This is a genomic window from Mesorhizobium sp. BH1-1-5, assembly GCF_020165615.1.
Classification (GTDB): Bacteria; Pseudomonadota; Alphaproteobacteria; order Rhizobiales; family Rhizobiaceae; genus Mesorhizobium.
Genome location: NZ_JAIUIM010000032.1, coordinates 39,016 through 53,334 on the forward strand (window position 1 = coordinate 39,016; position 14,319 = coordinate 53,334).

Sequence of the window (14,319 nt, forward strand, 5' to 3'; positions counted from 1 at the left end):
TTCGGGATGCTACGGCCTCAATGGTAGTAGATGCCGCCGTCGACGTTGAGCGCCTGGCCGGTGACGAAGGCCGACAGGTCCGAGGCGAAGAACAACACCGGTCCGATGATGTCTTCCGGCGCGCCGAGGCGCTTCAGCGCGGCGACGTCCTCCCAATGGCGGATCGCCGCCTCGCTGCCAAGATTGTTCTTGCCCATCTCGGTCAGGATGATGCCAGGGCAGATCGCGTTGACGGTAACGCCGTCCATGCCGACCTCCTGCGCCAGCACGCGGGTGAGCGTGATCACCACCGCCTTCGTCGCGGCGTAGTGGCCCTGCGTCGGCACGCCCTGGCGGCCGGCGATCGAGGCGATGTTGATCACCCTGCCCGATTTCCTGGCGCGCATATGCGGCAGCACCGCCTGGCACATCATCAGCACGCCCTTGGCGTTGATGTCGAAATGCGCGTCCCAATTGGCCTCGTCGAGATCCTGCAGCAGGCTGGGCTTCAGGATGCCGGCGTTGTTGACCAGTACGTCGATGCTGCCCGCCGCCTTGAGCAGCGCCTGCGCGGTCGCTTCGATGTCCTTCTTCTTGCTGACGTCCATCGTGTAGACATAGGCCTTGCGGCCGGCCGCCTCGATCTCGCCCTTGGTGGTGTCGAGTTCCGCCGCCTGCGAGGGCAGATCGGTGATGGCGACGTCGAAGCCCGCTTCGGCGAGCCCCTTCGCGAGCGCCCTGCCGATGCCGCGGCTCGCGCCGGTCACGAGAGCCGTCTTGCCCCTCGCCTCAGGAAGAATGGTCATGCTGCTTCCACCTTTGATGTCTTGACCGGAAGCGAGTTCATCGCCGCGACCGTGTCGTCGAATGAAACGAGTTTGCCGTCGGAGCCCAGCCCCATCGCCACCTTGGCGGCGACCGCGCTGGCAAAGCGCGCGGACTGCTTGAGGTCCCAGCCCTTGACGATGCCGACGATGATGCCGGCGGTGAAGGAGTCGCCGCAGCCCGTGGTGTCGAAAACCTCGACCTCGAAGGCCGGTAGATGAAAATCCTCGCCATGTTCGGGCGAGACATAGACGCCGCCGGCGCCAAGCGTCAGGATACAATTCTTCACGCCCCTCGCCTTGAAGAAGGCGGCGACGCGGGCCGGTTCGCGGTCATGCGCCATCTCGCCGGCCTCATCGATGCTCGGCACGAAATAGTCGATGTAAGGAAGGCACGGCTCGACCAGCTTCCAGGTCTCCGGCGTCGCCTGGATCAGATCGAAGGTGGTGACGCGGCCAAGCGCCTTGGCGCGCTTCAAAAGCCTGACGGTCGGCTCGCCGTCGAAGCGCTTCAACAGGCCGGTGCCGCCGACATGGACGACGGTCGCGTCGAGCGCCGCATCGAGATCGGCATCGGCAACTTCGAACAAGGTGGCCGTGCCCGGCACATGCAAAGCGGGACGTTCGCCGTTCGGCCGCACCGGCAAAATGGTGGACGAGGTCTGGACGCTACCGTCGCGGCGCACGAAGCTCGTCTCCAGGCCGTATTTCTTCAGCTTGGCGAGGAACCAGTCACCCATGTCGTCGGTGCCGAGCGTGGTGACGGCCCGCGTCTTCAGGCCAAGGATGGCGCAGTCCATGCCGGTCGCGCCCGCGGTGCCGGCGACGGTCATGCGGATCTCCTCGATATAGTCGGCGCGGCCGCCTTCGGGGATGCGCGAGACCGGTCGTCCCAGGATGTCGAGGACGTAGAAGCCGATCGAGCTGACGTCGAATTGGGGCATGGCTGACTGACCTTTCGAATTCAATGAGCGGCGCGGCGCAGGCCGAAGCTCGCGGCCAGCACCAGGAAGACGAGCACGCCGATGCCGACCTGCTGCCAGTAGAAATTCCAGCCGACGAGCAGCAGCCCGTTCTTGACGATGGCGAGCAGCAACACGCCGAGCAGCGTACCGATGACCGAAGGCTTGCGCTCGCGGCTCAGCGTCGTGCCGATGAAGGTGGCGCCGATCGCGTCGAGCAGGAAGGCGTTGCCAGACAGCGGCACGTAGGACTTCACCGTCGCCGACAGCAGGATGCCGGTGACGCCGGCGAGCAGCGCGCACAGCACATGCACCATCGACAATTCGCGCGGCACGCGGATGCCGGAATACCAGGCCACGCCCGGCTGCGCGCCCATGGCCTGGACATAGCGGCCGAAGACCGAGCGATGGAGCAGGAGATGGACCGCGACGGCGAGCACGATCAGCACGATGACCGGCGTCGGCATCCCGAACAGAGCGGTGCGGGCGATGGCGTTGAACTGGTCTGCTGCATAACCACTTGTGAGATAGATCGGCTGGCCGCCGCTGGTGGCGAGCTGCTGCGTGCTCTGGCCGATGAAGAGCACGCCGAGCGTCGCGAGGAACGGGCTGATGTTGAGCCTGGTGATGAGGATCGCGTTGAGGATGCCGACGATCAGCGCGGCGCCGAGCCCGCCCGCGACGCCGACCACGCCGCTGTAGCCGGCGGCCAGAAGCATGACGAAGATCATGCTCGCCATGTCGACGGAGACGCCGACCGAGAGATCGATGCCCCCCGACGAGATGACGATGGTAAGGCCGAGCGCCACGATCGCCAGCATGACGACGTTGTTGACCAACACGTTGAAGAGGTTGGCAGGCGTCAGGAAAGTCGGGCTCGCCACGGCGAAGAAGATGACGATCGCGGCAAAGGCGATGAGCACGCTGTATTTGGCGAGGAAGCCGCGCAAGCTCGCCTTGGTGTTGTTGTCGTTGGCCGAGACGCTCATCGCGAACCCTCCGAACCGCGGGCAAAGGATGTGATCGCCACCACCAGCAGGATCAGCGCGCCCTGAACGCCGTTGACCCAGTAGCTGGAGACGTTGAGCAACTGGAAGCCGTTGGCCAAAAGGCCGATGAACAGCACGCTGAGCAGCGTGCCGCCCATGGTCGGCACGAAGCGGCGGGAAAAGACGGTGCCGAGCAGTGCCGCGGCCAGCACCGACAGCAGCAGCTCGCCGGAGCCGGGTGTGCTGGCCGACAGGCGCGATACAGTGAGGATGCTCGCCACCGCCGCGCAGAAGCCGCTCAGCACATAGGTGAAGGACACATAGAATGGCACGCTGAGGCCCGCCGCGCGGGCCGCTTCGGGATGGCCGCCGACCGCGTAGAGCCTGAGCCCGAACGACGTGCCATGGACAATCACGATCATGATCGCGGAGAAGACGATCAGCGCCCAGGCCAGCGCGGAGATGCCGAGGAAACTCCCCGAAACCAGCACGCCGAGTAGCGGGGAGGATGCGCCGACGACCGTGTTCTGGGTAAGCGTTAGTTCCATGCCGGCAGCGACATTGAGCACGGCAAGCGTGGCGAGCAGCGGCAGGATGCCGAGGCCGACCACGGCAAGGGCGTTGAGCGCGCCGACCGCCATGCCGACGGCGATCGCCGCAAGCACCGAGAGGAAGTCGCCATAGCCCATCGACAGAAGCGTCGCATAGACGGCGGCACAGAGCCCCATATTGGCGGCGATCGACAGGTCGATGCCGCCTTCGGTGACGTCCGAGCCACCGCCGATGATGACCGCGGTCATGCCATAGGCGAGCACGCCCAGGATCGCCGATTGCTCGACGACGTTGATCAGGTTGAAGGTCGAGGTGAAACCAGGCGCGAAGATGACGAAATAGGCCATGATCGCGGCAAAGGCGGCGATCGCGCCGAGTCGCACGACGAGCGCTCCGAAGCGCCGGCCGGCGCTCTTGGCGGTGGCTTGTTTTTCGTCGGAAACGCCGGCTTCGGTGTGGAGGACAGTCGCGCTCATGCGGCCACTCCATCAGCGTTCGAGCGCGCGCCGGACGAAGCCGCCAGCAGCGCGTCGCTGTTCATTGCAGGACCGGAGAAGCTGCCCGCAAGCCGACCGCGATAGACCACCAGCACGCGGTCGCAGACCCCTACCAGCTCCAGCAGGTCGGAGGAAAGAAGCAGGATCGCCGCGCCCTCGCCCGCCAGGCGATTGAGGAGGTTGTAGATCTCGACCTTGGCGCCGACATCGACGGCGACCGTCGGCTCGTCCAGCACATAGACGCGCGACTGGCAGCTCAGCCATTTGGCGATGGCTACCTTCTGCTGGTTGCCGCCGGAGAGCTCGCGCACCAGCGCGTCGCGATGCGGCGTCTTGATCGACAGTTCCTTGATCAGTCCGTCGACCGCCTGGTTCTCACTGCTCCGGCTGACCATGCCAGTCCGCGAATAGCGGCGCAGGCTGGCCAAGGAAATGTTCTCGCGCACCGACAGGCCGAGCGCCACGCCGTGGGCGCGACGATCTTCCGGCAGCATCGCTATGCCGTCGCGCACCGCCTTGACCGGCGTCGACAGCGACAGCTCCCTGCCCTCGACCTTGACCTGGCCGCCATCGGCGGTCTTGAGGCCAAACAGGCACTGGACGATTTCCTTGGCGCCGGAGCCCAGCAAACCGGTCAGGCCGACAATCTCGCCGGCGCGCACGTTGAAGCCGATGTTTTCGAAACTGCCGCCGAGGCGGAGATTGGAAACCTCAAGCACCGGCGCGCCAAGCTCGACCGCGCGCTTCGGAAACATCTCGCCGACATCGCGGGCGATCATCATCGAGATGATCTCGTCGATCGGGGTTACGCGCGGATCGACCGTGCCGACATCGGTGCCGTTGCGCATCACGGTGACGCGGTCGCAGAGCTTCTCGATCTCCTGCATGTAATGGGAAATGAAGACCACGGCGATACCGTCGTCGCGCAGCCGGCGCAGCACGTCGAACAGGCTGTCGACCTCGCGCTTGACCAGCGCCGCCGTCGGCTCGTCCAGCACAAGCACAGAGGCCTTTTGCGCCAGAGCGCGGGTGATCTGGACGACCTTCTGCTGCGCGGTCGTCAGGTCCTTGACCAAGGTCCCGGCCGGCAGTTCCATGCCGAAGAAGCGCTTCAACAGGTCCGCGGCCTTGCGCTCCATGGCGCGTCGGCTGACGAACGGGCCAAGGCCGATTTCGTGGCCGAGGAAGACTGCCTCGCCGACAGTCGCGGTCGGCACCAGGAGCCTGTCTTGATGGATGAAGTGCACGCCGAGTTTTTCGACCGAAGCCGGCGTCAGCGTGCTGGCCGTCTCGCCATTGATGACGATCGAGCCGCTGTCCGGCTTGATGATGCCGGCTAGCACCTTGATGATGGTCGACTTGCCGGCGCCGTTCTGGCCGACAAGGCCGAGGATCGAGCCGCGCGCGATCTCGAGGTTCGCGTCTTCCAAGGCGCGCACCGGACCGAACCGCTTCGATATGCCCGTCATCGACACAGCAATTTCACGCTTTGCTGTCTGCATGGCCGTCAATCCCGATTGGATGTGGCGGGCAGCCGCGTAGGCGCGGCTGCCCGCCGTTTCGTTCCGTCTTATTTAACGCCTGCTTTCTCGGCGGCGTCGAGGAACGGCTTTCCTTTTTCGGCGGCATTTTCCTTGTTGATCAGCACTGACGGAACGAAGGTGAAGGGCGGCACCTTCTGGCCGGCCAGGTACTTGGCGGCGTTGTCGACCGAAGTCTTGCCGATCTCATAGGGCTGCTGCGCCGCGACCGCGCCGGCCGACGACTTCGGATCCATCACCATCTTGATGACTTCCGGGCTGCCGTCGATGCCGTAGGTCTTGACCTCGTTGCGGCCGGCGGCTTCGACCGCCTGCGTGGCGCCGATCTGCGGCACGTCCCAACAGGCCCAGACTGCGCCGATCGAGCCTTTCTCGGGCGACTTGGTCAGCATGTCGGTGACGTTGGAATAGGCGCTCTGCACCGTGTTCGGGATGACGTCGCGCAGCTCCGGCTCGACGATCTTCACATCCGGGAACGAGGTCAGCACATATTTCAGCTGGTCGTAGCGGATCTTGCAGACCGGCACGCTGTAGAAGCCGTTGAAGACCAGCACATTGCCCTTGCCGCCCATGTCGGCGACCATCTGCAAGGCGATCTCGGCGCCGATGTTGTAGTTGTTGGAGGTGGTGTTGTTGATGGCGTGCGGCGTCGCGGTGTCGACCGTGAACAGCGGGATGCCGGCGTCGCGGATCTTCTGCAGCCACGGGTTCAGCACTTCAAGGTTGCCGAGCTGCTCGATGATGGCGTCAGGCTTCTGCGCGATCAGCGTCTGCAACTGCGCGATCTGCTGCTGGTCCTTGCGGCCGGCATCGAGCGCGATCACCTCACCGCCGAGCTCCTTGACGCGGTCCTGGATACCCCGGAACGCCATCAGGTCCCAATAATGGTCGGTGCCGATGGCAGAGACGCCGATGCGCTTGCCCTTGAGCGACAACTCCTCTGCCGTCGCGCCGGAGATGGCGGCAAGGCTGCAAGCCGCCGCCAACCCCAGGGCGAGCGCCTTGACGAGGCCTTTCATGGATCTGGTCATTTCATTTCCTCCCTTGTTGATCGCTCCGGGCCTTCCCGGAGGGTATGCGAAACAGTGGATCGCTGCCTCCTCAGGCAGCGGCGTCATTGTCGCGCAGGCCATAGCTCGCCATGCGCTTGATGACGTTTTCGATCTCCTCGTCGGACAGGATCGGCGGCTCGCCGATCTGCAGAGCGCCGTGATACTGGCGCGCCAGCGTCTCGACCTCGACGGCCAGCCACATCGCCTGGGCAAGGTTCGACCCGACGGCGATCATGCCGTGCTGGGCAAGCAGGCAGGCCTTGCGGTCGCGCAACGCCTCCACGGCATGCGCTGAAAGCTCTGCCGTGCCGAAGGTGGCGTAGGGCGCGCAGCGTATGTCGCTGCCGCCGGCTACCGCGACCATGTAATGGATCGCCGGTATCTTCCGGCCCATGATGGCGATCGTCGTGCAGTAGGTCGGATGCGCGTGGACGACGGCGTTGACCTCGGGCCGCGCCTTCATGATGTCGAGATGGAAGCGCCATTCGCTGGACGGCGGCAAACGTCCGTCGACCTCGCCATCCCAACCCATGAAGACGATGTCTTCCGGCTGCAGCGCGTCATAGGGTGTGCTGGTCGGCGAGATCAGCATGCCCTCGCCGTGGCGCCGGCTGATGTTGCCTGAAGTGCCCTGGTTGATGCCCAGCGCGTTCATCTGGATGCAGGCGTCGATGATTGCCTGGCGCGCATCGAGGTCCGAAAGGGTCATGCGATATTCCAATCCTTACCAGGCCGTGTAGCCGCCATCGATCGACAGGATCGCGCCGGTGACGTAGCTCGAGGCCGGCGACGCCAGGAACAGGATCGCCGAGGCGATCTCCTGCGGTGTGCCCAAGCGCCCCATCGGCGTCATGTCGATCCAGGTGTTGAAGAGTTCAGGGCGCTCGCGCATCTTCAGCGTCATCTCGGTGCCGACATAGCCCGGCGCCAGCGCGTTGACGCGCACGCCCGATTTCGCCCATTCGACCGCGAGCGCCTTGGTCATCATGTGCACGGCGCCCTTGCTCACCATGTAGGACGGTGCCGTCTGCGGGCGGTTGATGATCAGGCCCGACATCGAACCCAGATTGACGATCGAACCCTTCTTGCGGGCGACCATCGAGCGGCCGAAAGCGCGCGAGGCCCAGTAGACGCCGTTGACGTTGACATCCATCACCAGGCGCCATTCCTCGTCCGGCGTGTCGATCGCGGTGTTGAGGCGCGCGATGCCGGCGCTGTTGACCAGGATATCGACCTTGCCGAAGTCCGCGACGATCGCGGTTGCTATCGCTTCGACCGCTTGCGGATCGGTGACATCGAGCACGCGACCATCGACGCTTGCGACCCCCGCGGCCTGGAGCGCTTCGGCAGCGGCCTTCAGTCCATCCGCATTCATGTCGAGCAGGACGATTCTCGCGCCGCAAGTTCCGAGCGCCTTGGCGGCCTCCAGGCCGATCCCGCTGGCGCCGCCGGTGACGACGGCGACCTCGCCTGCCAGATCGAATTGCGACCGGTAATCCATGCACGTCCTCCATCAGAACGGACTTGAGCGCGGGCAAAACTCCACCCTCGCCGCCGAAGCAGCGTCGCAAGCCGACAGGTCCTGATAAATGCCTCCGGGTCAGGCTCCTCCCGACCCCATGACAGGGACGTTACAGAAGCTTCCCGGGTCCGTCAATCTGGTTATAACCAGAAAACAGAATCTTTTTTGATGACTAAGAAATCAGGTGCGATCGACGCCGTTCACGGTCGCCGAAGGCTGCTCGACCGCCATGTGGATGCGGGCGACGGAGGAGTTGTAGAAGGCCTCGTAATATTCGAGCGCGGCGCCATCGGCGTCATAGGCGATCGACTCGATCTCGATCAGCGGCGTGTTGGCGGCGACGCCCATCTGATCGGCCTCTTCCTTGGTGGGAAGTGCAGCCCGCAGCCAGCGGTCGGCGCGCTTCACCGTCAGGCCGAAGACGGCGCGGATGGTGCCGAAGATCGACTGGTTTTCCGACAGGATGTTCTCCAGCCCGGGCACCCGATGCCCCGGCAGGCTGATGCGGGTCATGGTGATCGGCGCGCCGTCGGTCATGTAGACGCGGCTGATGCGGACCACGCTGCCATTGGCGGGAATGCCGAAGACCTTGGACTCCTTGTCGCTCGGCGGACAGCGATAGATCTCCAGCGTTCGGGTCGAGACCTTGTGACCCTTGGCGGTCAAATCGTCGAACACGCCGAGATTGGCGGTCATGAAGTCGACGTGCTCGCGGGGAGCGGCGACGAACATGCCCTTGCGCGGCATCTTGATGATGCGGCCTTCATTCGACAGCGAGCCGATCGCGGCGCGCACCACGGGGCGCGAGACACCGAAGAAATCGCACAGCGCCTGTTCCGAGGGAATGCGCGAATTGGCGGCCAGCAGGCCGGTGTTGATCGCTTCCTCGACCTGGTTGCGCAACTGCACCCAGAGCGGTGCCGCCTCATCGCGGTTGAGCTGGACTTTTGAGCCGATCGAGCGGAAAGCCTCGGCCGCCTCGGCATCTTCCTGGTCGTAACGAGGACGCCCGCGCATTCTGGTTGCTTGTTCCATCATCGGTCTTCAGGCTGCGGGCAAACTGCCCGGTATGAATGTTTGCCGCGAGTCAACGCGCAGCAGCGGCCCTACCGGAGCCCGCCAGCCATTTTCTCGCTCTCCGGCAAGTTTCGCAACCATAGCATGGCGGCTGCCCCCAGAAGCGGTCCGGGAACCAAGAGCAGGAAGGCCCAGCGCCAGCCGCCGATGAAATCGGCGAAACGCGGCGTCAGCCATATGGCGAGCACCGTCAGCGCGAAACCGGCGCCCAGTTGCACCGACAGAGCGGTGCCGACGAAGCGGCGGTCGGCAAGCTCGGTGACGGCAGCCGAGAACTGTGCCGAATCGCCGATCACCGAGATGCCCCAGACGATGGCGACGAGCATGAACAGCCACAGCGGGCCGGTGAACAGGAAGCCCATCAGCAACGCGCAGCTTCCCGAGACCAGCATCATGCCGGCCGTGGTGGCGGTGCGGCCGATGCGGTCCGACAGATAGCCGCCGAGCAGGCAGCCAAGGATGCCGGAGGCGACGACAAGGAAGGTCGAGAGCGAGGCAGTGGCGGCCGTCCCGATCGCCTGCGCTTCGAAGGCGGCGCGCGTATAGGCAAGCAGCCAGGCCCACATGGCGTAGAGCTCCCACATATGGCCGAGATAGCCGAGATTGGCGAGCAGCAGCGGTTTTTCGCGAAACACCTGGCCGATGCGCGAGGGCTCGAACACCGCCTTGCCGAAGGGATAAGGTCCCTCCCTGGCAAACAGCAGGAAGAGCAGCGCGCCTGCCGCCGTCGCCACGCTGGCGGCGGCGACCACCGGCCGCCAGTCGAGCGCTGACGAGACGGCGCGGAAGAGATGCGGCAGCGCCGAGCCGACGGTCAGCGCGCCGATGACCGCGCCGAGCGCCAGTCCCCTGTCGCGCGTGAACCAGGTGGCGACCAGCTTCAACGCCGGCGGATAGACGCCGGCGAGCGCTGCCCCGGTGACGATGCGCGCGGCGATCACGCCGGCCGGCCCGGGATGAAGCAGCAGCGTTGCATTCGCGAGCGCGGCGACAAGCGCCGCGGCCGCCATCAGGCGGCTGAGCCGCACAAGATCGGGAAGATTGACCAGGCTCGCCGCCAGCGCGCCGATGACGAAGCCTACCTGGACGCCATTGGTCAGCCACGCCTCGGCACTCGCGCCTAGCGCGAGCTCCTGCTTCAGTTCGGGAAGGATAGCGGTCGCCGAAAACCAGGTGGTCAGCGACAGGACGACCGCCAGGCAAAGCAACGACAGCACTCGCCAGCGCTCGCCATCGGCCGCCATGCCAAGCCGGCCGACCGTGCTCATGCGGTTTGCAGCGGCACGGTGAAGACCGTGGCCGTACCGGTAAGGCAAAGCTCGCCCTGGCCGTTGCGCACGCTGGTCTCGATCTTGCAGATCGGCTTGTCGGGGCGCACTTCCTTGACCTCCACGCGTCCGGTGATCTCCTCATCAACGCCCACGGCCTTGACGAACTTCCACGCCACTTCGAGGAAAACGGTTCCGGGCCCGGGCAGATCCTCGGCGACCAGCGCATTGAGGATGCCGGAGGTGACGCCGCCCTGGACGATCAGCTTGCCGAACACCGACTTCTCGGCCAGCGCGCGGTCGTAATGCAGCGGATTGCGGTCGCCGGTGATGTCGGTGAAGGCCTCGATGTCGCTGACGCGCGTGCGCCGCGTGCGCTCGGCAAAGGCGCCGACCTGCGGGCGGCCTTTCACGACACCCACCCAACCGTCCTTCGTCTCGTTACTCATTGCGGCTTCTCCTCTGCTCCGGGTTCGATTGGTTTGAAGGCCGGCAGGACACGGCCGCCGATGGCTGTCGGCGCAAGAAGCAGCATGTCCCCGATCTGTAGCGGCCGTGTGCCGGCCAGGATGAAGCTCAGCATCGTCGGGCCTTCGGCCAGCTCGATCAGGCCGACCACGTAGGGTGCTGCCGGCAGCCAGCCGGGATGGCCGGGCTTGTACACCTCCGAAAAGGATTTGAGCCGCCCCCTGCCCGATGCGTCCTTCCAGACCAGGCGTTTGCTCCAGCAATGCGGACAGATCGGGCGTGGATAGAACACGGCCTTGCCGCAGTCCTCGCAGTGCTGGATGGTCAGGCGCCCTTCGGCGGCGGCATCCCAGAACGGTTTGGTCAGCGCGGTGATCGTCGGGCCAGGGGTTTTCAGCGTCTTCAAATCGACGGACATCAGGCGGCTCCCAGCACCAGCGCGGTCGCTTCGCTCATCGTCGCGCCATTGCCGGTGACCAACGCGAGCCCGGCCTTGCCGATCTGGCGTTCGCCCGCCTCGCCGCGCAGCTGGCGCACCGCCTCGACGACATGGGTCATGCCGCCGGCAAGGTCGGGCTGGCCGAAGCCGAGCTGGCCGCCATGCGTGTTGAGCGGCTTGTCGCCCTTGTGCGAAAGGTCGCGATCGCCGAGCCACGCGCCGAACTGGCCCGGCGCGCAGAGGCCGGCATCCTCGATCGTCGTTGCGACCATGATTGTGTAGCAATCGTAGAGCGACAGAAGGTCCATCTCGTCGGCATGGGTGCCGGACTGTTGGAAGGCCCGCGCCATGGCGCTCTTCAGCGGACCGGAAGTCAGGCTCGGCGCCTGGCTGACGGCGCGATGCGTGACCTTCTCGCCGGCGCCGAGCAGATGGACGGGCGGCCTGCGCAACGACCGCGCGCGTTGGGCCGAGGTGACGACGACAGCTTCGCCGCCGGCGACCGGCATGACGATTTCGAGCAGATGCAGCGGCGAGGCGATCATTGGCGAGGCCAGCACCGCTTCGACATCGGCCGGCTTGCTATAAAAGATCGCATCGCGATTGAGCTGGGCGTTGGCGCGCGCCGCGGCGGCGATCATGGCGAAGTCCCGCGCGGTTGAACCGTATGCCGCCATATGCGCCTGCATCAGCAGCGCATAGGAGATGTTGGCGCCCGAGGCGCCGAAGGGCACGTCGAACTCGCGGATCGGATTGCGGTTTGGCGAGCGGGGCGCCGCCTCCTCGCGGTTGTTGGCGAGCACGCACAGCACCGCCTCGCACATGCCGGCCTCGATCGCCGCCGCCGCACGCCAGACCATGCCGGCGCCGGACGCGCCGCCGAGGTCGACGACATTGGCCATGGTCGGTGCGAGACCCAGATATTCGGCGATGGTCGCTGGAACATGCTGCGGCGTCTCGCCGACCTGCGGTCCGACCAGCAGCCCGTCGATTGCCGCCGGCTCCAGCCCGGCATCGAGCACCGCCAGGCGCGAGACCTCGGCGATCATCTCCAGCGTCGTCACGCCGCTGGTCAGGCGCCGCGGCTTCAGCTCGCCGATGCCGACGATCGCTCCCTTCGACCGGCTCATGCCGCCTTGCTCCGGTCGAGCGCGCGATATTCCTCGAGACACGCCGGATTGGCGAGCGAAGCTATGTTCTTGACCGGCTTGCCTTCGAGCGTCGTGCGGGCCGCGCCCTCCACGCGCTTGCCGTTCAGCGTGTAAGGCACGGCCTGCACCGCATGGATGCGATGCGGCACGTGGCGCGGCGAGGCGTCGTCGCGGATCGCGCGGCGGATTTGCGCGGCAAGCTCGGAGGTCAGCGCATAACCGTCATTGAGCTTGACGCAGAGCACGATTTCTTCGTCGCCTTCGACCGGCGCCCCAAAGACGAGGCAGTCCTCGATCTCGGCGAAATTTTCGCAGGCTGCGTAGATTTCCGCCGTGCCGATGCGCACGCCACCGGGCTTCAGTGTCGTATCCGAACGGCCATGGATCACAGCCGAGCCATAGGCGGTCATCTCGGCAACGTCGCCATGCGTCCAGATCTCGCGGCGGGCGGCGAAATAAGTGGCGTGGTAGCGTTGGTCGCCGTCCCTGCCCCAGAAGGTCAGCGGCATCGACGGAAACGGCTCGGTGCAGACGAGATCGCCTTGCCGGCCGATGATGGGCGCGTTGCGCTCGTCCATCACTGCGACCGCGAGGCCAAGCCCTTTCACAGTCAGTTCGCCACGGCGCACAGGATGGATCGGCGATCCCAGCAGGAAGCAGCCGATGATTTCGGTGCCGCCGGAGATCGAGGCAAAGATCATGTCGCGCTTCACGTGCTCGTAGACCCAGTCGAATTGCCCCGGAGAGACCGGTGCGCCGGCCGACAGCAGCGAGCGCAGCGATGACAGATCGTGCGAGCGCCCCGGCGCGTAGCCTTCGGCGGCGAGCGTGGCCAGATATTTCGGGCTGGTGCCGAAATGGGTGACGCGGGCGCGTTCGGCCATTGTCCAGAGCGGACTGGGGTCGAGCCCGTCGGCAGTCTTCAGGATCGGCGCGCCGTCATAGAGCACAACCGTCGCGCTGCAGGCGAGACCAGAGATCAGCCAGTGATACATCATCCAGGCGGTGTTGGTGTACCAGCTCATGACATCGCCCGGGCGAACGTCGCCATGCAGCAGATGCTCCTTCAGATGCTGGAGCAGCACGCCGCCGCTGCTGTGGACGATCGCCTTCGGTGCGCCTGTCGTGCCGGAGGTGTAGAGTACGTAGGCCGGATGGTCGAAGGGCACACGCTCGAAACTGAGTGGGCCGTCGCCGCCAAAGTCGTCGAGCGAAATACAATGCGCCGCGCAGTCCGGCTTGGAACCCGGTTCGCCGGTCAGCACCAGCGTCGTCACCGTCGGCATCGCCGCGACGATCTCGGCCAGCCTGTCGGAGATGTCGTGCTCCTTGCCCGCATAGCGGTAGCGTGGTGCCGCGAAGAGCACCTTGACGCCGATCTGGCCGAGGCGGTCGACGATCGCGGCGGCGCCGAAATCCGGCGAGCAGGACGACCAGACGGCGCCGACCGACAGCGCCGCCAGCAGCGCCACGAGACCTTCGACACGATTGGGGAGGATGCCGCCGACGCAGTCGCCCTTGCCGACGCCGGCAGCGCCCAGGCCATGCGCAGCCCTGGCGACGAGCCGGCGCAACTCGCCGAGCGTGATGGTGCGGAAATGACCACTCTCATCAGCCTCGATGAGAGCAACCTTGTCCTCATCACCGCGCATCAGGTTTTCCGCAAGATTTAGCGAAGCTTCCGGAAGGAAGCGGCTCCCGGTCATCGGCGCATTGTCGTCGCGCAAGAAAGAGATCGCGCCGGGATCACCGATCACCCCGGCGAAATCCCACACTGCCCGCCAGAATGCGCCGGGATCGCCGATCGACCAGCGATGCAACGTCTCGTAGTCGCGCGGGTCGAAGCCGTTGGCTATCGAAAAGCGCGCAAGATTGGACGATTGGAACGCGGCCGGCGCCGGCGTCCAAAGCACGGATGACATGGATTTCCTCCCGCAATGCAGGCCGAGCTCGATGCCGCGACCTTGCTTGCCGATGCATTTCATGATTATTGGTTAT

Annotated in this window: 14 protein-coding genes; all 14 read right to left on the bottom strand. The window is 65.5% G+C overall.

Going from position 1 to position 14,319, the window contains the following annotated elements:
* Positions 1-17: 17 nt before the first annotated feature.
* Entirely contained in the window at positions 18-785 is a 768-nt protein-coding gene (locus LB572_RS29965) for an SDR family NAD(P)-dependent oxidoreductase (protein WP_140802613.1), read from the bottom strand.
* Positions 782-1,747 carry a carbohydrate kinase family protein gene (locus LB572_RS29970; protein WP_224670284.1) on the bottom strand — a complete coding sequence of 322 codons (966 nt, stop codon included), beginning with the start codon at positions 1,745-1,747 and terminating at the stop codon, positions 782-784. Before LB572_RS29970 ends, LB572_RS29965 begins: the two co-directional genes overlap by 4 nt.
* A 20-nt stretch (positions 1,748-1,767) precedes the next feature.
* The gene (locus LB572_RS29975) at positions 1,768-2,754 is read right to left on the bottom strand and encodes an ABC transporter permease (protein ID WP_224670285.1); all 987 of its coding nucleotides are present in this window, start codon (positions 2,752-2,754) and stop codon (positions 1,768-1,770) included.
* Positions 2,751-3,782, bottom strand: a complete 1,032-nt coding sequence (locus LB572_RS29980) for an ABC transporter permease (protein ID WP_224670286.1) — start codon at positions 3,780-3,782, stop codon at positions 2,751-2,753. Before LB572_RS29980 ends, LB572_RS29975 begins: the two co-directional genes overlap by 4 nt.
* Complete coding sequence (locus LB572_RS29985) at positions 3,779-5,305, bottom strand: sugar ABC transporter ATP-binding protein (protein ID WP_224670287.1); 1,527 nt, start codon at positions 5,303-5,305, stop codon at positions 3,779-3,781. The genes LB572_RS29980 and LB572_RS29985 overlap by 4 nt, the downstream gene beginning before the upstream one ends.
* Positions 5,306-5,373: 68 nt before the next feature.
* Positions 5,374-6,375, bottom strand: a complete 1,002-nt coding sequence (locus tag LB572_RS29990) for a sugar ABC transporter substrate-binding protein (RefSeq protein ID WP_210241999.1) — start codon at positions 6,373-6,375, stop codon at positions 5,374-5,376.
* 70 nt (positions 6,376-6,445) lie between these two features.
* The gene (locus LB572_RS29995; RefSeq protein WP_224670288.1) at positions 6,446-7,105 is read right to left on the bottom strand and encodes an L-fuculose-phosphate aldolase; all 660 of its coding nucleotides are present in this window, start codon (positions 7,103-7,105) and stop codon (positions 6,446-6,448) included.
* Positions 7,106-7,120: 15 nt separating this feature from the next.
* Complete coding sequence (locus LB572_RS30000) at positions 7,121-7,897, bottom strand: SDR family NAD(P)-dependent oxidoreductase (RefSeq protein WP_224670289.1); 777 nt, start codon at positions 7,895-7,897, stop codon at positions 7,121-7,123.
* A gap of 201 nt (positions 7,898-8,098) precedes the next feature.
* Positions 8,099-8,935: a GntR family transcriptional regulator gene (locus LB572_RS30005; protein WP_224670290.1), complete on the bottom strand. Its 837-nt coding sequence runs from the start codon at positions 8,933-8,935 to the stop codon at positions 8,099-8,101.
* 89 nt (positions 8,936-9,024) lie between these two features.
* Positions 9,025-10,263, bottom strand: coding sequence for an MFS transporter (locus LB572_RS30010; RefSeq protein ID WP_140802620.1), 1,239 nt, complete (start codon positions 10,261-10,263; stop codon positions 9,025-9,027).
* Positions 10,260-10,712 carry a MaoC family dehydratase gene (locus tag LB572_RS30015; protein ID WP_140802621.1) on the bottom strand — a complete coding sequence of 151 codons (453 nt, stop codon included), beginning with the start codon at positions 10,710-10,712 and terminating at the stop codon, positions 10,260-10,262. Before LB572_RS30015 ends, LB572_RS30010 begins: the two co-directional genes overlap by 4 nt.
* A complete protein-coding gene (locus LB572_RS30020; RefSeq protein ID WP_140802622.1) occupies positions 10,709-11,149 on the bottom strand; it encodes a Zn-ribbon domain-containing OB-fold protein in 441 nt (146 codons plus the stop codon). Before LB572_RS30020 ends, LB572_RS30015 begins: the two co-directional genes overlap by 4 nt.
* Positions 11,149-12,300: a thiolase family protein gene (locus tag LB572_RS30025; protein ID WP_224670292.1), complete on the bottom strand. Its 1,152-nt coding sequence runs from the start codon at positions 12,298-12,300 to the stop codon at positions 11,149-11,151. The genes LB572_RS30020 and LB572_RS30025 overlap by 1 nt, the downstream gene beginning before the upstream one ends.
* Complete coding sequence (locus LB572_RS30030; protein ID WP_224670293.1) at positions 12,297-14,243, bottom strand: acetoacetate--CoA ligase; 1,947 nt, start codon at positions 14,241-14,243, stop codon at positions 12,297-12,299. Before LB572_RS30030 ends, LB572_RS30025 begins: the two co-directional genes overlap by 4 nt.
* Between the last annotated feature and the right edge of the window lie 76 nt (positions 14,244-14,319).